This window comes from Caproicibacter fermentans (genome assembly GCF_009746625.1).
Lineage (GTDB): Bacteria > Bacillota > Clostridia > Oscillospirales > Acutalibacteraceae > Caproicibacter > Caproicibacter fermentans.
In genome coordinates this window covers 61,831-83,528 of sequence record NZ_VWXL01000027.1, presented here as the reverse complement: position 1 = coordinate 83,528, position 21,698 = coordinate 61,831, and the positions used below count along the sequence as shown (strand labels likewise).

The 21,698-nt window shown below is 50.5% G+C and carries 16 protein-coding genes and 1 rRNA gene; 11 read left to right on the top strand and 6 right to left on the bottom strand.

All coding sequences use genetic code 11. The features are described from left to right. The first annotated feature begins 146 nt into the window (after window positions 1-146). Together rrf and CAFE_RS05645 are read left to right on the top strand one after the other, a co-directional pair. Window positions 147-262, top strand: a 5S ribosomal RNA gene (rrf, locus tag CAFE_RS05650). Between the two features lie 519 nt (window positions 263-781). Beyond that, window positions 782-2,068: an O-acetylhomoserine aminocarboxypropyltransferase/cysteine synthase family protein gene (locus CAFE_RS05645; RefSeq protein WP_156990046.1), complete on the top strand. Its 1,287-nt coding sequence runs from the start codon at window positions 782-784 to the stop codon at window positions 2,066-2,068. Between the two features lie 60 nt (window positions 2,069-2,128). Here the strand turns inward: CAFE_RS05645 and CAFE_RS05640 are convergent, their stop codons facing one another. Next, window positions 2,129-2,986: a fumarylacetoacetate hydrolase family protein gene (locus CAFE_RS05640; RefSeq protein ID WP_066645306.1), complete on the bottom strand. Its 858-nt coding sequence runs from the start codon at window positions 2,984-2,986 to the stop codon at window positions 2,129-2,131. Window positions 2,987-3,859: 873 nt separating this feature from the next. Between CAFE_RS05640 and speD the strand changes: the two genes are divergently transcribed. From speD to CAFE_RS05610, 6 genes are all read left to right on the top strand, one after another. Continuing rightward, window positions 3,860-4,699 (top strand): adenosylmethionine decarboxylase, encoded by an 840-nt coding sequence (gene speD, locus CAFE_RS05635; RefSeq protein WP_066645309.1) that lies wholly within the window; start codon window positions 3,860-3,862, stop codon window positions 4,697-4,699. Beyond that, complete coding sequence (locus CAFE_RS05630; RefSeq protein WP_066645310.1) at window positions 4,696-6,144, top strand: aminotransferase class I/II-fold pyridoxal phosphate-dependent enzyme; 1,449 nt, start codon at window positions 4,696-4,698, stop codon at window positions 6,142-6,144. The genes speD and CAFE_RS05630 overlap by 4 nt, the downstream gene beginning before the upstream one ends. A gap of 2 nt (window positions 6,145-6,146) precedes the next feature. Next, a complete protein-coding gene (gene speE, locus CAFE_RS05625; RefSeq protein ID WP_330593861.1) occupies window positions 6,147-7,016 on the top strand; it encodes a polyamine aminopropyltransferase in 870 nt (289 codons plus the stop codon). Window positions 7,017-7,037: 21 nt separating this feature from the next. Beyond that, window positions 7,038-8,237, top strand: a complete 1,200-nt coding sequence (locus CAFE_RS05620; RefSeq protein WP_066645313.1) for a saccharopine dehydrogenase family protein — start codon at window positions 7,038-7,040, stop codon at window positions 8,235-8,237. After that, the gene (gene nspC, locus CAFE_RS05615) at window positions 8,237-9,385 is read left to right on the top strand and encodes a carboxynorspermidine decarboxylase (RefSeq protein ID WP_207708867.1); all 1,149 of its coding nucleotides are present in this window, start codon (window positions 8,237-8,239) and stop codon (window positions 9,383-9,385) included. Before CAFE_RS05620 ends, nspC begins: the two co-directional genes overlap by 1 nt. Window positions 9,386-9,576: 191 nt before the next feature. Beyond that, the gene (locus CAFE_RS05610) at window positions 9,577-11,346 is read left to right on the top strand and encodes a methyl-accepting chemotaxis protein (RefSeq protein ID WP_156990044.1); all 1,770 of its coding nucleotides are present in this window, start codon (window positions 9,577-9,579) and stop codon (window positions 11,344-11,346) included. 47 nt (window positions 11,347-11,393) lie between these two features. Here the strand turns inward: CAFE_RS05610 and CAFE_RS05605 are convergent, their stop codons facing one another. Further along, complete coding sequence (locus CAFE_RS05605) at window positions 11,394-11,576, bottom strand: hypothetical protein (RefSeq protein ID WP_066645316.1); 183 nt, start codon at window positions 11,574-11,576, stop codon at window positions 11,394-11,396. A gap of 350 nt (window positions 11,577-11,926) precedes the next feature. Here CAFE_RS05605 and spoIVB point away from each other — a divergent pair, with 350 nt between their 5' ends. Beyond that, window positions 11,927-13,162: a SpoIVB peptidase gene (gene spoIVB / locus CAFE_RS05600; protein WP_228725003.1), complete on the top strand. Its 1,236-nt coding sequence runs from the start codon at window positions 11,927-11,929 to the stop codon at window positions 13,160-13,162. 108 nt (window positions 13,163-13,270) lie between these two features. Beyond that, window positions 13,271-14,047, top strand: coding sequence for a sporulation transcription factor Spo0A (gene spo0A, locus CAFE_RS05595; protein WP_156990043.1), 777 nt, complete (start codon window positions 13,271-13,273; stop codon window positions 14,045-14,047). 58 nt (window positions 14,048-14,105) lie between these two features. Here the strand turns inward: spo0A and CAFE_RS05590 are convergent, their stop codons facing one another. From CAFE_RS05590 to CAFE_RS05575, 4 genes are all read right to left on the bottom strand, one after another. Next, on the bottom strand, window positions 14,106-15,623 hold the full coding sequence (locus tag CAFE_RS05590) for an ABC transporter substrate-binding protein (RefSeq protein WP_066645318.1): 1,518 nt from the start codon (window positions 15,621-15,623) through the stop codon (window positions 14,106-14,108). A 48-nt stretch (window positions 15,624-15,671) separates the two neighbouring features. Continuing rightward, window positions 15,672-16,610, bottom strand: a complete 939-nt coding sequence (locus tag CAFE_RS05585) for a carbohydrate ABC transporter permease (protein WP_156990042.1) — start codon at window positions 16,608-16,610, stop codon at window positions 15,672-15,674. A 58-nt stretch (window positions 16,611-16,668) separates the two neighbouring features. Then, window positions 16,669-17,685 (bottom strand): ABC transporter permease, encoded by a 1,017-nt coding sequence (locus tag CAFE_RS05580; protein ID WP_207645030.1) that lies wholly within the window; start codon window positions 17,683-17,685, stop codon window positions 16,669-16,671. Between the two features lie 98 nt (window positions 17,686-17,783). Next, complete coding sequence (locus tag CAFE_RS05575) at window positions 17,784-18,797, bottom strand: LacI family DNA-binding transcriptional regulator (RefSeq protein WP_066645319.1); 1,014 nt, start codon at window positions 18,795-18,797, stop codon at window positions 17,784-17,786. Window positions 18,798-19,256: 459 nt separating this feature from the next. On the opposite strand from CAFE_RS05575, the gene CAFE_RS05570 reads away from it, so the two are divergent. Beyond that, a complete protein-coding gene (locus CAFE_RS05570) occupies window positions 19,257-21,692 on the top strand; it encodes a GH36-type glycosyl hydrolase domain-containing protein (RefSeq protein WP_066645320.1) in 2,436 nt (811 codons plus the stop codon). Window positions 21,693-21,698 lie beyond the last annotated feature (6 nt).

The following is a 21,698-nucleotide window of genomic DNA, read 5'->3' as shown; positions in this document are numbered from 1 at the left end:
CTGCGTGTGTAAGCACGGTAACGTGTTCAGCTTGGCAGTACTAATAGGCCGAGGGCTTGACCATATTTTTGGTTCGCCCGTTCGTTTCTCTTTTTCTGCTTCCAGTTTTGTTCAGTTTTGAGGGTACCCTTTGTGCCCCAGAAATAGTTGGTATCGATTGCGATGAGGGTACACCCGTTCCCATTCCGAACACGGAAGTTAAGCTCATCTGCGCCGAAGATACTTGGCTGGTAACGGCCCGGAACAATAGGTGATGCCGACATTTTATAAGCTCCTGCTACAGTCCTGTAGCAGGAGCTTTTTGTCGTCAAACTCGCCCCCCACCCTGTACCCCACGCTTTGATTCCCTTCCGCAACAGAAAAATGCTTCAGCTTTCACTTTGCTTCCCGTGCGGGGATGGATAGGGGATGAAAAGCGGTTGCAAGTGTGGGAAAGCTCCAAGTGCCTTGAGGCGCTTCCAATATGAAAAATGCTTGACAAATGCCTGAAAATAGAATACTATACTTACATAACATATATAAATACTAATATTAAGAGAGGGGCTTTCAAGATGGATTTTATGGAATTTTACGGCAGAAGTAACAAGGAAATGCTGCGAGGAATGTGCGGCATCCTGTGCTTTGCTATGCCCGGAATGCGTCAGGCCCGATCTGTTCTGTTATTGTAAATACTTTTGCAAACAGAATAGAAAGCGGGCCGTCAGAAATGTTTCTGCCGGTCTTTTTTATATCTGTTTTAAGGAACGAAAATAATAATTATTAATAAAAAAGGAGTTAAGTTATGAGCAACAGAAAATTAGGTTTTGATACTTTACAGGTGCAGTCAGGGCAAGAGCCGGACCCGGCGACGGGTGCCCGGGCGGTTCCGATTTATCAGACGACCTCCTATGTTTTCAAGAACACAACGGAGGCGGAAGACCGCTTTGCCTTGACAGAGTCAGGCAACATTTATTCCCGCCTGACCAACCCGACAACGGAAGTCTTCGAAAAACGAATCGCCGCGCTGGAAGGAGGAACGGCGGCCATCGCGGTGGCGTCCGGTGCGGCGGCCATCACCTATGCTGTTTTAAACCTTGCCCAAAGCGGCGATGAAATCGTGTCCGCAAGCACGCTTTACGGCGGAACTTACAGCCTGTTTGCTCATACGCTGCCGAAATACGGGATTCATACCGTATTTGTAAATCCGGATGATGTCGGCAATTTTGAAAAGGCGATTACGCCAAAAACAAAAGCAATCTATTTTGAAACACTCGGAAATCCTTCCATTCATATCATCGATTTCGATGCGGTTGCGGAAATCGCGGAAAAGCACGGCGTCCCGATCATTGTGGATAATACGTTTGCAACCCCATATTTGTTCCGTCCTTTGGAGCACGGCGCGGCGGTAGTGGTTCATTCCGCGACCAAATTCATTGGTGGACACGGCTCATCCATCGGCGGAGTCATCGTCGAAGGCGGAAACTTCGACTGGAAAAACGGAAGGTTCCCGGGCTTTACCGAGCCGGACGAAAGCTATCACGGCATTTGCTTTGCGGATTTGGGCGGCTCCGCGTTCTGCACGAAGATTCGCGCACAACTGCTGCGTGACCTCGGCGCATGCCTGTCTCCATTTAACGCTTTCTTATTCCTGCAGGGCTTGGAAACGCTCTCTCTGCGGGTCGAGAAGCATGTTTCAAATTCAATCAAGGTAGCCGAATTTCTCTCCCAAAATTCAAAAGTTCAGGAAGTCAATTATCCTCTGCTGTCAGGGAATCCATACTATGAATTGGCAAAAAAGTATTTTCCGAAAGGAGCGGGTTCCATTTTTACGTTCTCGGTCAAGGGGGATGTGGATGCCGCGAAAAAAGTGATTGACAGCCTTGAAATTTTTTCCCAGCTGGCAAACGTGGCCGACGCGAAGTCGCTGGTGATCCATCCTTCCACGACCACGCACCAGCAGCTGACGCCGGAGGAGCAAAGGGCCGCAGGGTTTGGGCCGGAAACCATCCGACTTTCGATTGGCCTGGAGGACCCGGACGACTTGATCTGGGATTTGAATCAGGCGCTTAACAGGGCGATTCCGGGCTAAGTGGAGGAGAAGTGAAAGTGAGGAATGCGAGCGCATTCCTCACTTTTAACGCCGACAAATCTACGCCATCACGTTTTTTAAAGTGCCCAGCTTTTCAATGGATACCTGAACCTCGTCCCCGGCTTTCAGCCAGCGCCGCTTTCCCTCCGGCATCCCTTGAATTACGCCGCAGGGCGTGCCGGTAAAAATCAGGTCTCCCGGCTTTAACGTCATGTATTGAGAAATGTAACTGACAATAGTCGCGCAGTCGAAAATCATGTCACACGTGTTGCCGGACTGGCGAAGCTCGCCGTTGACGCGGCTCTCGATTCTCAAAGACTGCGGGTCGCCGATTTCATCCGCCGTTGTGATGCACGGTCCGACGGGGGCAAAGCCGTCGCAGGTTTTGCCAAGCAGCCATTGATGCGTGCGGAACTGCAGATCGCGCGCGGAAAGATCGTTGCCGGGCGCATACCCGAATACGCAGGACAACGCTTCCTGTTTCGGAATGTCTCGCGCCTCTTTGCCGATGACGATAACCAGTTCGGCCTCGTAATCGAATTGTTCCGCCGTATTGGGAAGGGAAATCCTCTGCCGGTGGGCGGCAAGCGCGTTGTTGTATTTGTTAAACAGCACCGGGTATTCCGGAATCTCCATCTTGATTTCGGAAGTGTGGTTCCTGTAGTTCAAGCCGACGCAAAGTATTTTTTCCGGCTTTGTAACGCACGGCAGATAAGCGATTCCCGGTTCCGGGACAGACGCCGCGTCCGAGCCGGAGAGCCGGCGCAGAGTTTGCAAAGCGGCGTCGCCGCCTGAAATGACCTCCTCCATGGACGACGGGGCTTTCCCGCCCGAAGCCTCAGCACAGTCGATGATTCCTTTTTCCGTCCGGATTCCGAACCGCTGCTCCCCGCTGCGCTCAAACTGCATCAGTTGCATTTTGATTCCTTCCTCATCGTTTACTTGATTTGCCGGCAGACTCCGGCTGATTTGTTTTCCATTATAGCATGTTCCCGAGGACCGTTCAACGTCGGGGCGAAACGGCTCCGATTGAGTTTGTTTACCGCTTATGCTATAATAACAAAATACGCCTTAAAGGCAGGCGAGGAAAATGATTCGCGGCGGCTCGGCAAGTTGAATCTGGTCCTTGGCGCGTTCCGTTTTCAGATGCTGCCGCAAATCTCTCTTTTTTTCGTTTCAAACGAGTCAAATCTTTTTTTTCAGGGAATCCTGTTAACGGCCTCCAGTCCCTAACCATCGTATTCTGGAACGAAGTTTTTTCCGCAAAATTTGTCCGGTCGGATTCCGGCGCGAAAAACCTGCTGCGACACTGTTCTCCCTGGGCGCCGTGGCGGCTTTGGGCTGCGCCGTCGGATCCCCTCCTTTTTTCCGCCCGGTGTCCTGACGGCCTTCAACCTGTCGGCAGGCGCTGCAATCGTTCCGCTTGGGGTCAGAATGACAGCTTTCCCCGTGAAGGACAAGTCGTAATCGCTTTTAGAGGGAAGTGCGGAGGCCGGCCCCGGAAACGGGGCCGGCATTTTGCGGTTCCGGATTGCGCTCCTCCGTCTTTTCCTCCGGTGAATCTTTAAATTTTATCCCGCAATCCGGGAAATTCCCTTGACTATTAGGGATTTCTGTATATAATATATATTGATTTTTTACAGTGAATTTATCAAGAAAAACATGAAAATCAAAGAATTACGAAGAATTTTTAAGCTAAACTTGTGAAATTCATGGAATACAATGATTTTTCAGTGGTTTTTTTGAAAAAATCATGATTTTTCTAATAATAAATAATTTTGGAAAGGTCGGGTGTTACGGTTGGAAAACAAGCTGAAACTTTACGGTTTCAACAATCTCACCAAATCGCTCAGCTTTAACATTTACGATGTCTGCTACGCAAAAAGCGCGCGGGAACAGCGCGATTATATTGCTTATATAGACGAACAGTATAACTCGGAGCGCCTGACCGATATCCTTTACCACGTGACGGAGATGATCGGCGCGCAGGTGTTGAATGTCAGCAAACAGGACTACGATCCGCAGGGGGCCAGCGTCGCGTTTCTGATCGCCGAGCAGGCGTTTCCGCCGGACCAGATCGATAGCTCCTGCAATCTGGGCAGCGGCGTTCTCCGCGGCCCGGGCAACGAGGTTGTGGCGCACCTGAATAAAAGCCACGCGACCGTGCACACTTATCCGGAATATCACCCGGACAACGCGATCGCGACGTTTCGGGTGGACATCGACATTTCCACCTGCGGGGAGATTTCCCCGCTTAATACGCTCAATTACCTGATCGGCAGCTTCGACTCTGACATTATCACGGCGGATTACCGCGTGCGCGGCTTTACCCGTGATTTCAGCGGCAAAAAACTGTTTATCGACCACAAGATTGCGTCCATACAGGATTACATCGACGCCAGGACTCTGTTAAAATACGATGCGATCGACGTCAATGTTTATCAGGCGAATCTGTTTCATACGAAATTATTGATTAAGGATATTGATTTGCAGAATTATTTGTTTAACACGGATGTTTATGAGCTTCCGCCGAAGCTGCGCCTGACCATTACGGAGAACCTGCGCAGGGAAATGATTGAAATTTTCAGCGGGGCAAACGTTTATGACGATTCCACGGGGGCAGAACATTGACGGGGCAGGAGCGGGCTCCGCTGCTGGAGGCCCTGAACCGCTTTAAGGATATGCGCATCGTTCCGTTTGACGTACCCGGCCACAAACGCGGCAGGGGAAACCCGGAGCTCAGGGAGTTCCTCGGTGAAAAATGCCTGACGGTTGATGTGAATTCGATGAAGCCGCTGGACAATCTCTGCCATCCCTCCTCCGTCATCCGGGACGCGGAAGAGCTTGCGGCAGATGCTTTCGGGGCGCATCACGCCTTCTTTATGGTAAACGGCACGACCTCCGCGGTGCAGAGCATGGTGATGAGCGCCTGTAAAAAGGGTGAGAAAATTATTATGCCGCGCAACGTGCACCGCAGCGCGATCAGCGCGCTGATTCTGTGCGGAGCGGTTCCGGTTTACGTCAATCCCGGCATTGACCGGCGGCTTGGGATCTCTCTTGGAATGTCGCTTGGCGACGTAAAGAGAGCTATCGAGGAAAATCCGGACGCCAAGGCCGTCTTTGTCAACAATCCGACTTATTACGGGATTTGTTCCGATTTAAAATCCATTGTAAAGCTGGCCCATGAACACAACATGCTCGTGCTGGCAGACGAAGCGCACGGCGCGCATTTTTATTTCGGGGAAGGGCTTCCCGTGTCCGCCATGGCTGCGGGCGCCGATCTGGCGGCGGTGAGCATGCATAAATCGGGCGGCTCCCTGACGCAGAGTTCCCTCTTACTTACCGGTCCGGCGGTGGACGAAAGTTATGTCGACCAGATCATCAATCTGACACAGACCACCAGCGCCTCTTATCTTTTGATGTCGTCGCTGGACGTTTCGCGCAGATACCTTGCGCTGCGCGGCGTGGAAACGTTCCGCCGCGTCATCGCCATGGCGGAATACCTCCGCGCGGAGATCAACCGCATCGGCGGATATTACGCGTTCTCGCGCGAGCTGATCAACGGGGAAAGCGTTTTTGATTTTGACGTGACCAAGCTGTCCGTTCATACGCTGGATATCGGTCTTGCCGGAATCGAGGTATACGACCTGCTCCGCGACGAATACGACATACAGATTGAATTAGGCGACATCGGGAATATTCTCGCCTACATCTCCATGGGGGACCGGTCGCTTGACGCGGAACGGCTGGTAGCGGCGCTTTCCGAAATCAAGCGCCGCTACGAGCGCGACAAGTCCGGTTTGCTTACGCAGGAATACATCAGGCCCCAGGTGGTCGAAAGGCCGCAGAAGGCCTTCTACGCCGAAAAGGAGCCTGTTCCGGTGGAGCAAAGCGCGGGCCGCATCAGCGGGGAATCCGTCATGTGCTATCCGCCGGGAATTCCGGTGATCGCGCCGGGGGAAAGAATCACCCCTGAAATCGTGGAATATATTCTGTATGCGGATGAAAAGGGCGCCATGCTGACCGGAATGAGGGATGCAAGTTTGAAAACGATACAGGTTTTGAAGGAGGGTTGACGGTGGAATTGTGGTTTACTGAAAAACATACGGAGAACGTCCATTTTTCCATCAAGGTCGACCGCCAGCTATACAGCGGTCAGAGCGAATTCCAGCGGATCGATATTTTTGAGTCCCCGGAGTTCGGCCGCTTTTTGACGCTCGACGGTTTTATGATGCTGACGGAAAAGGACGAATTTGTCTATCATGAAATGATCGCTCATGTGCCGATGGCCGTGCACCCGCACGCGAAACACGTTCTGGTCATCGGGGGCGGGGACGGCGGCGCGGTGCGCGAGCTGACGCGATACCCCGGCGTTGAGCGGATCGACCTGGTGGAAATCGACCGGGAGGTTGTTAAGGCCTGCAAAACATATCTGCCGCAGACCGCCTGCAGACTGGATGACCCGCGGGTGCACATTTATTATGAAGACGGACTCCGCTATGTTCGCGACATACGGAGCGAGTATGATTTGATTCTGGTGGATTCAACCGACCCGTTCGGGCCGGGGGAGGGCCTTTTTACCAAGGAATTTTACGGCAACTGCTACAAGGCGCTCCGGGAAGACGGAATTCTGGTCAATCAGCAGGAAAGCCCGTTTTACCGCAACGACGCCGTCGCCATGCAGCGCGCGCATCAGAGAATCGTGCAGTCGTTTCCAATCAGCCGCGTTTATCAGGCGCACATTCCAACCTATTCCTCCGGTCATTGGCTGTTTGGATTTGCCTCTAAAAAATACCGTCCGGTGGAGGATTTAAATGCGGAGGAATGGAATCGTTTGGGTCTTGCGACCCGATACTATAATACGAAGCTGCACATCGGCGCGTTTTCGCTGCCGACCTATGTTAACGGCCTGCTGGAAAAAGTAGAGCCGCTTAAGGAAGAAGAGTAGGATAAAGGAGGCATCCAGAGAATGGGGAAAGCACTGATCATCGGAGCGGGGGCCGTGGCGAGCGTTGTGGCTCACAAATGCTGCCAGAACCCCGATGTTTTTGAGGAAATCTGCATTGCCAGCCGCACCAGAAGCAAATGCGAAGCGTTAAAAAAGGAACTGGACGGCGGCAGAACGAAAGTGGAGACCGCGCGGGTGGACGCGGACAAGGTGCCGGAGCTTGTCCAATTAATCAGGGAGGTGAAGCCGGACATCGTCATCAATGTGGCTCTGCCGTACCAGGATCTGACCATCATGGACGCATGCCTGGAAACAAAGGCGGACTACCTTGACACCGCGAACTACGAGCCGCCGGAAACCGCGCATTTCGAATATAAATGGCAGTGGGATTACCGGGATCGCTTTGAAAAAGCGGGCGTTACCGCAGTGCTGGGCAGCGGCTTTGACCCCGGCGTAACCGGCGTCTTTTCCGCCTATGCGCAAAAGCATTATTTTGATGAGATTCACTCCATCGACATTGTCGACGCGAACGCCGGCGATCACGGGTATAAATTCGCGACGAACTTCAATCCGGAAATCAACATCCGCGAAGTCAGCGCCAAGGGCAGCTACTTTGAAAACGGGAAGTTCATTGAAACGGAACCGATGGAGATCAAAAGAGTATACGACCTGCCGCAGATCGGCCCAAAAGACATTTATCTGCTGCACCACGAGGAGCTCGAGTCCCTCGCGCTGAATATGAAGGGAATCAAGCGCATCCGTTTCTGGATGACATTTTCCCAGAGCTATCTGGACCACCTCAGGGCGCTCGAGGACGTCGGCATGACGTCGATTGAGCCGATTGAATTCGAGGGCAAACAGATTGTGCCGCTCCAGTTCTTGAAAGCGGTTCTGCCGGACCCGTCCTCCCTCGGCCCCAGAACCAAGGGCAAAACCAACATCGGGTGTATTTTCCAGGGCGTAAAGGACGGAAAAGAACGCACCTATTATGTTTATAATATCTGCGATCATCAGGAATGCTACCGCGAGGTCGGCAGCCAGGCCGTCGCTTATACGGCCGGAGTTCCGGCGATGATCGGCGCGATGATGGTTCTGACCGGCAAATGGAAAAAAGCGGGCGTTCACAATGTGGAGGAATTTGATCCCGACCCGTTCATGGAGGCGATGAACCGCTGCGGCCTTGCCTGGCACGAGGACTTCGCGCCGGAGCTGATCGGCTGATGCGGCAGGAAGCAGGGTTTGATCCGATGATTCCGCCCACTCCGTGCTATGTGGTTGACGAGCAGCTGCTGACCCAAAACCTGAAAATTCTCGGCTCCGTCCGGAAAGAAACCGGCTGCCGGATCCTGCTGGCGCAGAAAGCGTTTTCGATGTTTTCCGTCTATCCGCTGATCGGGAAGTACCTGGACGGCGCGGCTTCCAGTTCTCTGTTTGAGGCGCGGCTCGCGCGGGAAGAGATGGGAAAGGAAGTCCATATTTATGCACCGGCCTATCGGGACGATGAATTTGGGGAGATTTTAAAATACAGCGACCATATCGTGTTCAATTCGTTCAGCCAATGGGAAAAGTACCGCGCGGCAGTGCGGGAATGCCCGCGGAAAATCAGCTGCGGAATCCGGGTCAATCCGGAGTATTCCGAGATTGAAACCGGTATTTACGACCCCTGCGGGGAGTTTTCCCGCTTGGGGGTTACGCTCTCAAACTTCCGGCCGGAAGAACTGGACGGAGTCGAGGGACTTCACTTTCATACCCTGTGCGAACAGGGCGCGGAAACGCTCGACCGCACGCTGCGCGTATTTGAAGAAAAATTCGGCCGGTTTTTATCCGCGATGAAATGGGTGAATTTCGGCGGCGGGCACCACATTACAAAGCCGGGGTACAACCTTGCGTTGCTGAAAGACTGCATCCGCAGGGTGCGGGACAAATACGGCGTGCAGGTTTATCTGGAACCCGGCGAGGCAATCGCGCTGAATACGGGCTTTTTGATTTCCACCGTACTGGACGTAACGGAGAACGGAATGGGGATCGCCATTCTGGACACCTCCGCGGCATGCCATATGCCGGACGTCCTAGAAATGCCCTATCGTCCGGAAATTGTGGGCGCGGGCCGGCCGGGGGAACTGCAGATTACGTATCGTCTGGGCGGGCCGACCTGCCTGGCGGGCGATGTGATCGGAGATTATTCCTTTCGGGAGCCTTTAAAGCCCGGCGACCGTCTGGTGTTTTGTGACATGGCAATTTATTCCATGGTGAAAAACAACACGTTTAACGGGATCGGTCTGCCGGCGATTCTTCTGTACGGTGAATCCGAAGGCTTTCGCATGGTGCGTCAGTTCGGCTATGAAGATTTTAAAACACGGCTTTCCTGAAAAAAGAAAGTAAAGCGCTCTTGAAAAAGGGCGCTTTTTTTATGGCTTGATTACAAAATTTTTATAATTCTCCGTTTGATTGTTAGTCCCGAGCGGTGCGTGATATGATAGGAAAACAGTCATTTATTTACAAATTTCATAACATATTTTAGCGAAAAAAAGCTAAAAATATTGCAGCAAAGGATTTTTTTATGACACAAAACAGAACATTACAAAAAAGCGACAAATTTAAGAAAAAGCTACAGCTTCGCGGCAAGCTGATCCTGATGGTCGGCTTGCTGCTCTGCGCAACCATGCTGGCGCAGATGATCCTTGCTTATTACAAGCTTGACCAGAGCTACAATAAATCCATTCAATCCATGAAAAACGATTACGACAAGAACATTCGCAGCGAGACTCAGACGGTTGTCAGTTTGCTTCAAGCGGTTTACGACCGTTACCAGAACGGGGAGCTTACTCAATCACAGGCTGTCACAAACTGCATTTCCGTTATTCGCGCCGCAAGCTATAACGGGGACGAAGGCTATTTTTGGGCAGACGCCGCCGACGGCGTCTGCGTCGCCCACAAGAACCCAAAATATGAGGGCCTCCAGCGCATGAACGATCAGGATCAGTACGGGACCTGTTATATCAAAAATCTGATCGCGGCCGGCAGTCAGACAAACGGCGGATATTCGGAATTTTATTTTTCTAAGCCGGGTGTGGCCCAGCCAGTACTAAAACGCGCTTATACGATGGAATTTAAGCCTTTTCATTGGTATATCAGCACCGGGGTGTATGAAGACGACGTCGATGCAATGGTCGCTGATTTTAACCGGTCAAGACTCATTGCGTTAGCGGAATTGACGGTGCTCACGCTTCTGGTTACCCTGCTCGCCATTCTGCTTGCCGCAAGGATGGCAAAAAAAATTACCCAATCGCTTCAGACAACGACGGAACGGCTGCGCCTTCTTTCCACCGGCGACCTCACAACGCCGGTGCAGCCGGTGCGCTCAGGGGATGAAACGGAAACGCTGTCCGTTGCCTGTGAACGGACGGTGCAGGCGCTGCGTGGCATGATTGAAAATATCACCGACTATCTTTCCCATATGGCTCAGGGCGATTTTACGAAAGAGATTAGCGTCGATTACATTGGGGATTTTATTCCGATCCGTGACTCCATGGAGGAGATCGGCAGATCGCTGAGCGATGCGATCCGGCAGGTCCGCCAGTCCGCAGGGCAGGTTTACGCGGGTGCGGAGCAGGTTTCCGACGGTGCGCAGGTCTTGTCCCGCGGGGCTGCGGAACAGGCGGCAACTTCGGAACAACTGACTGCGTCCATGGAAGAAATCTCAGAAAAGGTATCGGAAACCGCGGGCGCCGTGCGGGAAATTACGGAATATATTAAAAACGCGACGGAAAGTATGAACGAAAGTGACCAAAAAATGAGGCAGATGCTCTCCGCAATGGAGGAGATCAGCGCGTCCTCCGGCGAAATCGAAAAAATTATCAAAACCATTGACGATATCGCGTTTCAAACAAATCTGCTTGCTTTGAATGCCTCTGTCGAGTCCGCCAGAGCGGGAGAAGCGGGAAAAGGATTCGCGGTGGTTGCGCAGGGGGTTCGGGAACTTGCCGCGCGCTCCGCGCTGGCCGCAAAGCAGAGCTCTGAAATGATCGGCCGCTCCATTGAAACCGTGCGGCATGGTTCACAGATCGCCGAGGAAACCGCGCATGCGATTCAGGAGGCGACGGCAAAAGAGGAGCGAATCAGCCAGACGATTCGCGGAATTGAAAAAGCCTCTGAAAAAGAGGCCGAGGCGATTACGGAAATTTCCCGTGCGGTGGAACAGATCTCTTCGGTGGTCCAGTCGAATTCGGCCACGGCGGAAGAAAGCGCGGCTTCCAGTGAAGAACTGAGCGCCCAGGCGGAGCTGTTGGACCAGATGGTATCCCGTTTCCGGGTTCGAAAGTTAAATTAGAAAAAAACAGCGAGGCGGCCCTGTCAGGGCCGCCTGCTTTTTTATTTCTATCTTTTTTCCTTTAATTGTTCCAACTGATCATGAAATTCCTGTTCCGAAAAATTTTGTTTTAAGAGCTCCTGCTGTGTTTCTTCCGGCAAAGACAAAAAATAGCTCTCATCGGCATCCTGGTTAACAGGCAACCCCATGCCGAACGGATTATTTTGATAACCGTAATGATTTGGAACCATACCCAGTCACCTCCCCAGTGATAGTGTTCCCGCGAGAGAGAAAACCGTGTCTGGTAATATTGGCCTTCCAAAGAATGCACATCGGCTGAAAAATTTTCAAAAAACTGATTGAGAAAGGAATTTTCAGGAGAAATTCCGGTCAAAATACTTTTGTCTTTAAAATACCGTTTTCAAACAGAGATATTCATTTTTCATTAAAGTTTATTTGTTTCCACCTTTTGAAATATCCGGTACGTTTGGAGACGAATGGAGAAAACCTATTTTGTTTTCCGTTTTTTGGAAAATAAAAACAGATTTGACAACATAAAAAACCTTTCTTGTGAGCAGAGTAATATTGCGGCGCAAGGGAGGTGAAATTTTTGAAAAAGTTAATTTCAATGCTTACCGCATCCGCCGCCGTCCTTGAGCTTTTGCTGGCAGTAGTTCTTTTAACGGCGGATTACTTTACTCCCAATTCCTATACCGTGACCAACGGGAGCCATCTGGAGTGGCTGTCCGGTGCGATTACGGTTGTCGGCGACAGTGATGTGACAGCCAGCGCAGGCGTCCCTTATCCAAAAACTTATCAGGGAACCATGATGCTTTACAATGTGATTCCCATTAAAACCGTGGACGTCAGCATTGTCGACCAGACCTGCGTCGTGCCCTGCGGCACACCGTTTGGAATCAAAATGTTTACAGACGGCGTGGTCATTGTAGGGCTTGCGGATATTCAGACCTCCGACGGCTCCGTGAATCCCGCCGCGCAGGCGGGACTGAAAATCGGGGATGTCATTACAGAAGTTGACGGAAAAAAAGTTGACGCCAACAGCGAGGTTGCAAAAGATGTGGAAAACTGCGAGGGAAAAAGCATACGGTTTTCCATCCGGCGCAACGGCACCCTGTCCACTGTGGTACTAAAACCTGTTCGGTCCGAAACCGATGGGCTTTACAAAGCTGGTCTTTGGGTACGAGACAGTACGGCGGGAATCGGCACCTTGACTTTCTATGATCCGTCAACCAAAAGTTTTGCGGGGCTGGGGCATGGAATCTGCGATTCCGATACAGGCGAACTGATGCCGCTTTTAAGCGGCGATATTGTTCCGGTTACCATTAACGGTGTTACAAAAGGTCTAAAGGGAAAACCGGGAGAACTTCGCGGATATTTTACCGACAGCAACGCGATGGGCCGACTTGCTGCCAATGTCACCACCGGCGTTTACGGGTATCTTGAGTCCGTGCCTGAAGGCAGCGCATTGAAGGTTGCCATGAAACAGGACGTCAAAACAGGGAAAGTTAAAATTCTGACTACCATTGACGGAGGGACTCCCAAGTATTATGATGCTGAGATAGAAAGAATCGACTACAGAGATCAGGTTCAGAGCAAAAATCTTGTCCTTCATATTACTGACAGCGGATTAGTCACCCAGACGGGCGGTATCGTTCAGGGAATGAGCGGAAGCCCAATTATTCAGAACGGCAAATTAATCGGTGCCGTTACGCATGTCTTTGTCAACGATCCTACGCGCGGGTATGGGGTATTCGCGGAAAATATGCTGGTTGAGGCGAAAGCGGTTGAATCCGCCGCAAATTCAAAAGCATCTTAAAAACGTTTATTTTTTCCCCTAATATCAAAAAAATATCATCTATCTATTGCCAAATTTTCCAATATATGGTATTATATCGCTATAATAAATCAATTAGGGGGATCAAATATGGAAAAGCGTATAAAATTGCTCATAGCAAATGACAGCACGGAGTTTCTCAACGATTACGGTCGAGTTTTTGAAAGTTCTGGGTTGGAAGTGAGTTATGCGCAGAAAGACGGAATGAAGCTGCTTGAAAAAATCGAATCGGTTCGGCCTGACGTGGTGCTGGCGAATTTGTTTATGCCAAGGCTGGACGGAATTGGTGTCATGAAAGCAATCCGGACCAAAGTTCCCGGAGCAAAACCTCTTTTTGTGATTGTCTCAAATTTTACAAGCCCGACGCTGGAGCGTGAGGTAATGATGTCAGGCGCGGCGTATTTTGCGATTTCTCCGTTTGACGCCGCCGATCTGGCGGAACGGATCGTTCAGCTTTGCGGGATGAATGGTCTGAGTATTCCGGTAAAAAGTCAGCCGGTCTCGGATACGGAGCCTTCGCTTGAAATACAGGTGACGGAGATTCTTCACCAAATCGGTGTTCCGGCGCACATTAAAGGCTATCACTATCTGCGCGATTCCATTATTATGGCCATTGAAACTCCCGATATTATAAATGCTGTGACAAAGCAGCTGTACCCCAGCGTGGCAAAAAAATATAGTACCACGGCGTCCCGCGTGGAACGGGCCATTCGCCACGCGATAGAGGTCGCCTGGGACCGCGGGGATGTTGACATTTTGAATTCCTATTTTGGATATACGATCCACAATACAAGAGGAAAACCCACAAATTCCGAATTTATCGCTATGATTTCGGATCGGCTCAGACTTCATATGAAAACGGCCTGATCCGAGTGAAAGAGGCCGCCGGCAATCGCCGGCGGCCTCGATTTTTTAATTTTTGAAGTTATTTACTCTTTACCCATGCGTCGTACTGAGACTGAACGTCGGCAAGCAAGGTGTCGATGCCGGCTGTTTTAAATTCACTCTTCATTTGGGCGACTGTGGAATCGACGTCGCAGGTGCCGTAAAAGAGCTGAGGATAATACTTCGTAACAACAGCCTGGCAGGCCGCGTATTCCGTCTTGCATTTTGATGTGTCGTAAACAAAGCCGAGGTCGTCAAGAACCTTTGCGCTGTTGTTATATGCTTCAATGTCCGTGAACAGGGTCGGGGACTGCAGGTCGGTCAGATAGTTGTTGAATTCATTGCCCATAATCCAGCCGCCGGCGGAAGTGAAGTCTGAATCCTTGCTGACTGTGATCACATTGTCTGATTTCTTTGTGTAATCTGTTCCTTCCACACCGTAGGTCATCAAGTTAATCAGAGTCTTATCCGTGTAAAGCATCGAAATAAACTTGAAAGCTTCGTCCGGATGCTTGGAGGAAGAAGGAATCGCCAACAACGCGCCGAGAGTTTCACGGTTTGTTTTTTCAACCGGCGTAATGTCGATCTGAGTCAGGTCAAGTTTCAGCGATGCGGATTCCGTTTGTGCTTTGCCCGGCATTAAAGACCAGGAACCGCAGAAATACTTTCCGGTTGCCATATCGGTTTCCTGACCTTTTGAGGTGAGGACGTCAGGGCTGAAATAGCCTTTGTCGTGCCATGTTTTCATTTCTTTATAGAACGCGATTGTTTTGTCTGCCGTAAACGGATTGACGATTGTTTTCTCATCGTTCGGGTCAAAGGCGAACGGAGAGTTATCGGCGTCAAAAGCATCCCAGTCAAGGAACTTGTAAGGGCTATCCATTTGAGCCGCGCAGACCGGAATTAAACCGTCGGCCTTAACCTGGTCAAAGTATTTTGCCAAATCGTCCATCGTTTTAATGGATGACGGGTCGATATTCAGCTTCTTGAGCTCTGCGGTCTGGCAGAGGAATCCGAAGTTGTGAGCCTTTTCCTTGTTGGTCGGCATTCCGTAATATTTGCCGTTGACTTTGGTGCCGTCAAGGAAATCCTTCCCGATGATATTGACGACGTCCTGATACTGAGAGTCGTTGATATACTTTGTGATATCGGTGAATTCATCTCTCTGGCAGTGCGCGACATAACCCGGTGTGATCCAGCTTGAGGTGTTCATGATGTCGGCTTCCTGTCCGGTCTGGAGCATTGTGGCTGTTTTCTGCTTCAGATCATCCCAGGAATATGTTTCCCAATCGATCTGGAGTCCGGTATTCTTTTCCGCCAGATAATCGTTAACCGCTTTTTGCACGCGGTCAAGCCCCTGAATTTTCTTGTCACCGGTCATCAGCTTTAACGTTACCGTTTCTTTCGGAGCTGCGCTGCTTTCCCCGGAAGCTGCGCTTGCGGCACTGCTGCTTTGTGTTGCGTCAGCTGGAGCCGATTGTGTGCAGCCTGACAGCGTGAACGGAACAACAGTGGCCAATGCCAGAGTAAAACTCAGGATTTTTTTTACACCATGCATAAAAATTGCCTCCCCATAGTTTTAAATTTACTAACCGATTTCTCGGTATTAGCCTTTTACAGCACCGACAATGATGCCTTTGACAAAAAATTTGCGGAAAAACGGGTAGGAAAATACAACGGGTCCAACAGCAATCACGGCAAGAGCCATCCTCGCGCCTTCACTCGGAAGATTCCGCCGGGCCTCCGCAGGAACATTGGGACTTGTCAGAACGTAATTGATATTGTCAAGCATGGAGTATAAATAGTATTGAATTGTATAGAGATGGTGGTCGTTAATGAAGATCAGCGAAAGGTAATAGTCGTTCCAGAACTTGACAAGGCAGAAAAGGAAGATGGTCGCGAGCCCCGCTTTACAAAGCGGAAGAGCCACGCTGAAAAAGATTCTGAACTCGCCTGCCCCGTCGATTCTTGCAGCCTCAACGAGGTCCTCCGGGACCGACTGCTTCATAAAGGTGCGCATAATGATGATCCACCAGGCGTTCACCAAGTAGGGGATAATCAGGATCAACAGTGAATTGTTGATTTTTAACAGCTGCGCGTAAACAAAAACCCAGGGCACCAAGCCGCCGCCGAAAATCGTGGTGAAAAACGCGAAGAACGCAAATCCGTTTCGATGCTGGAAATTGCTTCTGGAAAGAGGATACGCATACAGGGCGATAATCGATGTTGCGGTTATGGAACCGATGCTTGTCACAATAATGGAATTCCAGTAGGAGTGGATCAAGTCATAGCTGTATTTAAAAATGTACTGATAAGCTTTCAAATCAAAAGCCGCAGGCCAGAACTGATAGCCGTATGTATCAAGGGACTCCTTTGAACTGAAAGAAACCATGACTACAAGAATCAACGGCGCAAGGAAAAGAATACAGATCAATACGAAAATAAGGTTTATGGTAAAATTGGAACGCGCCGTGACTTTATTAAATTCAAAATTTTTGGATTTTGCCAAGACATTCAAATGTTTTTTGTTAATTGCATTAACCATTGCCAACCTCCCTGCCGCACTGGTGCAGCGAATATAAAATCCGGATCATGATCGATTGTCAAAACAATGCGGAATCCGGGTCGGCTTTTCTGACGACGAAATTGCACAGGAACACAATGACGCAGCCAACGGTCGCCTGGTACAATCCTGCCGCGGCGGACATTCCGATATCACCCAGATTAATCAGCTCATTGTACACAAATGTGTCTATAATACTGGTGGTGCTGTAAATCTGGGGAATGTTTCTGGGTACGTTGTAGAAAAGGTCGAAATCGCCGTTGAAAATGCGTCCCACCGCGAGCAGCGAAAGGATGATGGCGGTTGTTTTGAGCATGGGCAGCGTCACATAGCGAATCTGCTGCCATTTTGTAGCTCCGTCCAGCGCTGCAGCCTCGTAGTATTCGTTGCTGATCCCTGAAATTGCGGCAATATAAATAATCAGATTATATCCGGTGTAATGCCATAAATGAAAGAAAATGATGATCGCCGGCCAATAACCGGGCTTTGTGTAAAAATCGATGTTCTGCATGCCAAGCAGCGGCAGCACGGTTTTGTCGATAAAACCGGCGTTGCACAGGAAGGCGTAGGCCACGTAACTGACTGCCGACCATGAGATAAAATAAGGCAGGAACATCATTGTTTGATAGGTGTTGGCCTTTTTCTGGTTCCACATTTCGGACATGCATATCGCGAGCGCAATCGGCACAATCAGGTCAAGCGCAATAAATACGAGATTGTAAGCCACCGTGTTTACAGTTGCTGTAATACAGTCGACGGATTTGAATAAAAATTGAAAATTTTGAAAACCGACGAATCGGCTGGTAAATAGACTTTTAAAGAAACCGGCGTTTACGTTATATCTGTAATCTTCAAACGGGATTACTACCCCAATCATCGGAAGATAGTTGTTGATGACTAAGATAAGAACGCCGGGCAGGAGCATCAGGTAAAAAGCAAGATCCCTCCGCCTTGCCCCTTTGCTCTTTTTCCTTAAACCGACAGCCGCATTTGACGGTTTGCCAATCTTGCCGATTTGTTTGCCCGGTTTTATGCCGGCGGCTTGTTCTGCTGCCATTTTGCAACTCCCCCTTTGCTTACTTTAGTGGGTCGTTTTTATTGGCTCCTTATAAGAATTGTAATAAGACGTTTGATTTTTCATCGGGCGGACAACAATCATATTTCCGCAACGGACTGCCCGCGAATCAGAGTACCTGTCAGGGTTACGGATTCTACGATTGTAGTCAGCGGGTTCTCAATCTGAGCGATCAGCCTTCTGGCGGCTTCGCGGCCCATGCTGTCCGTATCCTGCTGCAGTGTGGTCAGCTGAGGCTTAATGACCTGGGAAAGCGCGATGCCGTCGTATCCCGCGATGGAAACATCCTCCGGAATTTTCAGGCCGGCTGCTTCAATCGCTTCAATGCCGCCCAAAGCGGCGTAGTCATCCGGCATGACAATACAGGTCGGACGGTTCGGCAGCTCCAAAAGCTTTCTGACGCAGTCCCTGGTGGTTTGCGTGTCGCGATAGGCGGAAAGAACAAGATATTCGGGAGGGACCTCCACGCCCAGTTCCATCAGCGCTCTGCAGAAGCTGGTGACGCGCTGTTCCGTGACGGCTGATTTCTTGCCGTGGACATATGCGATCTTTCGGTGCCCCATTTGATATATGTAAGTTACCAGATCCCGCATCCCAGCCACGTTATTGGAGTTTATGCTGGTGCGGTTATTAAAAATATGGTCGATCGTCACAACCGGGAGACTGCCGTTAATCAGCTCCAGAACTTCCGGCTGGAGAAAATTAACGCAGGCGATGCAGACTCCGTCAACATTCCGGTATTTGCAGTGCTCCAGATAGGACATCGGATGGCTGCCGACATTCATGTTGTGGTTGATGAACGTGATATCGTAAGAGCGGGACTCGGCCTCTTCCTTGAAACCGTTCAAAACAGCGGCGAAATAATCCTGTGTTAAACCGCTGTTGGCTTCGTCCGTAAATAAGACTCCCAGGTTGTACGTCCGGTTTGTTTTTAAAGCGCGGGCGAGCGAGTTCGGGAAATAGCCGAATTCTTCGGCAACTTTCAGGACGCGCTGTTTGGTGGAATTGCTGACGTCGCTGTAGCTGTTCAGGGCCTTGCTTACAGTTGAAACAGAGAGTCCGCACTTTGCCGCAATGTCTTTGATGTTAGCCACAGAAATTCCTCCGATTGTTTCTAAATCGTTTTCGCATTCTTAGTATAATCTACAATACACAGTTTTGCAAGATTAAATTTCAAAAAAATATGTAATTTAATTTTTAAAAGGCCATATGATAAAAATAATATGCTTTTGGTGTGGACAACGATTAAATTATTTTCTATAATCTATATTATTAACGAAAATGTTTTCGTTAATTACGGCGGGCCAATGCAGGCCATTAAAAAACAAAAAAGTGAGCCGCATCGAGAGAAAGTTTGGTTTTATTACCTACAAAACAGAAAAGAAATCCTTGTGTGAATTGACAAATTTATAAAATATACTTGATTTTAGCGCGGAATACATCTAAACTAAAAAATGCTAAGTAATAAGGAGTAGTACGCCTTTAATTCGAAAACGTTTTCGGTTTAAAGACTGTTTCACCTAAATTTCTGGCGGAAATGAGGAAATATTTTTATGAAGTTCGGTTATTTTGACGATGTTCAAAGGGAATATGTCATTGAAAGGCCGGATACTCCCTATCCTTGGATCAATTACCTTGGGAATGAACAATTCTTTTCCCTGATCTCTAATACGTCCGGCGGCTATTGCTTTTACAGAGACGCCCGGCTGATGCGCCTGACGCGGTACCGGTACAATTCCGTTCCGACCGACGCGGGAGGAAGGTATTTTTACCTTCGCGACGGGGATGATGTCTGGAACCCCGGATGGGCGCCTGTGAAAGCGAAGCCGGACCGTTACCGCTGCCGCCACGGACTGGGATATACCGTCATTGAATCGGAGCGAAATCAACTTGCGGCCCGCCAGCTTTCCTTTGTCCCGATCGGCGCGGACTGTGAAGTCCACAGGGTAACGCTCAAAAATCAGAGCGGCGCGGCGAAGGAAATCAAGCTGTTTTCCTTTGTGGAGTTTTGCGCTTGGAACGCCTACGATGACATGACGAATTTCCAGCGCAATTTTAATACCGGGGAAGTGGAAATTGATGGCAGCGCCATTTACCATAAGACCGAGTACCGCGAGCGCCGCAACCATTATGCCGTCTTCAGCGTCAACGCGCCGATTCAGGGCTATGACACGGACCGCGAAAGCTTTCTGGGCCTGTATAACGGATTTGATCGTCCGGACGTCGTTTTCAACGGCAAGCCGGGCAATTCGGTCGCGAGCGGCTGGTCGCCGGTCGGGTCGCACTGCCTTGGGGTCACGCTCGCTCCCGGCGAGGAAAAAAGCTACATTTTTGTGCTTGGCTACTGCGAAAACCCGGAGGATCAAAAATGGGAAGCACCCGGAGTGATCAATAAAGAACCCGCGCGCAGGCTGCTGGACCGTTTCCGTACCGACCGGCAGGTGGAAAGTGCCTTTGACGAACTGAAAAATTACTGGCAGGGGCTGCTTTCACGCTTTTGTCTGCAGAGCGAAGACCCGAAGCTGGACCGCATGGTCAGCGTCTGGAACCAGTATCAATGCATGGTAACGTTCAACATGTCCCGCTCGGCGTCCTATTTTGAATCGGGAATCGGCCGCGGCATGGGGTTCCGCGACTCCACACAGGATCTTCTCGGTTTTGTACATTTGATTCCGTCGCGGGCCAAAGCGCGGATTCTTGATATTGCCGCCACGCAGATGGAGGACGGCAGCGCCTATCACCAGTACCAGCCGCTGACCAAACGCGGAAACATGGAGGTTGGCAGCGGGTTTAACGACGATCCCCTGTGGCTGATTTTCGGCGTTACCGCCTATTTGAAGGAGACGGGGGACTGGTCCGTTCTGAAGGAATCGGTTCCGTTTGACAATGATGAGAAAAAATCGGTTTCCCTGCTGGAGCATCTCCGACGTTCGTTCGGCCATGTGCTTCATAATCTTGGTCCCCACGGTCTGCCGCTGATCGGCCGTGCCGATTGGAACGACTGTCTGAACCTCAACTGTTTTTCAAAAAAACCGGGGGAATCCTTTCAGACGGCGGAGAATATGGAAAGCGGAGTGGCGGAATCCGTGTTTATCGCAGGAATGTTTGTCTACATAGCGCCCTCTTATGCGGAGATTTTGCGCCGCGGCGGTTTTGCGTCGGAGGCGGAAGCCGTTCTGAAAGCGGCAAAGAATATGGAGCAGGCGGTGATTCGTTACGGATGGGACGGCGAATGGTACCTGCGCGCGTATGATGCGATGGGAAACAAGGTGGGCTCTAGGGAATGCGAAGAAGGAAAACTGTTTATTGAACCGCAGGGATTCTGCGCAATGGCCGGAATCGGAATGGAAAAGGGTCTGCCGGAACGCGCGCTTGATTCGGTGAAAGAGCATCTGGATACCAAATACGGCATTGTTCTGAACTGGCCGTCTTACACGACTTACCGCCTGAATCTGGGAGAAATCTCTTCTTATCCGCCCGGATATAAGGAAAACGGGGGGATCTTCTGCCACAACAACCCGTGGATTTCCATTGCGGAAACTATGGCCGGGCACGGAGAACGCGCGTTTGAGGTGTACCGCAGAACCTGTCCGGCATATCTGGAAGACATCAGTGAGATTCATCGCACGGAGCCGTACGTGTACGCGCAGATGATCGCGGGCCGGGACGCGCCCCGCTTCGGCGAAGCGAAAAATTCCTGGCTGACCGGTACGGCGGCCTGGACGTTCTATGACGTTTCCCAGTTTATTCTGGGAATCCGCCCGCAGTTTGACGGGCTTCAGATTGACCCCTGTGTTCCCTCCTGGTTCAAAGGTTTTACGGTGACCCGGCGCTTTCGTGGGGCGGAGTATGTGATTGAGGTCCGGAATCCGGACGGCGTTGAGAAGGGAATCAAGACGATGACGCTTGACGGGACGCCGATCATGGGCAATCTTCTGCCGGACTGTGCGGATGGAAAGACGCACCGGGTGGTCGCGGTAATGGGTTAGATCAAT

What these genes read in the sequence shown, in the direction of transcription:
- CAFE_RS05590 (WP_066645318.1), bottom strand. Translation starts at nt 15,623, where the DNA reads ATGCATGGTGTAAAAAAAATCCTGAGTTTTACTCTGGCATTGGCCACT.
- CAFE_RS05605 (WP_066645316.1), bottom strand. Translation starts at nt 11,576, where the DNA reads ATGGTTCCAAATCATTACGGTTATCAAAATAATCCGTTCGGCATGGGG.
- CAFE_RS05580 (WP_207645030.1), bottom strand. Translation starts at nt 17,685, where the DNA reads ATGGCAGCAGAACAAGCCGCCGGCATAAAACCGGGCAAACAAATCGGC.
- CAFE_RS05620 (WP_066645313.1), top strand. Translation starts at nt 7,038, where the DNA reads ATGGGGAAAGCACTGATCATCGGAGCGGGGGCCGTGGCGAGCGTTGTG.
- CAFE_RS05585 (WP_156990042.1), bottom strand. Translation starts at nt 16,610, where the DNA reads ATGGTTAATGCAATTAACAAAAAACATTTGAATGTCTTGGCAAAATCC.
- CAFE_RS05645 (WP_156990046.1), top strand. Translation starts at nt 782, where the DNA reads ATGAGCAACAGAAAATTAGGTTTTGATACTTTACAGGTGCAGTCAGGG.
- CAFE_RS05640 (WP_066645306.1), bottom strand. Translation starts at nt 2,986, where the DNA reads ATGCAACTGATGCAGTTTGAGCGCAGCGGGGAGCAGCGGTTCGGAATC.
- CAFE_RS05610 (WP_156990044.1), top strand. Translation starts at nt 9,577, where the DNA reads ATGACACAAAACAGAACATTACAAAAAAGCGACAAATTTAAGAAAAAG.
- CAFE_RS05570 (WP_066645320.1), top strand. Translation starts at nt 19,257, where the DNA reads ATGAAGTTCGGTTATTTTGACGATGTTCAAAGGGAATATGTCATTGAA.
- nspC (WP_207708867.1), top strand. Translation starts at nt 8,237, where the DNA reads ATGCGGCAGGAAGCAGGGTTTGATCCGATGATTCCGCCCACTCCGTGC.
- spo0A (WP_156990043.1), top strand. Translation starts at nt 13,271, where the DNA reads ATGGAAAAGCGTATAAAATTGCTCATAGCAAATGACAGCACGGAGTTT.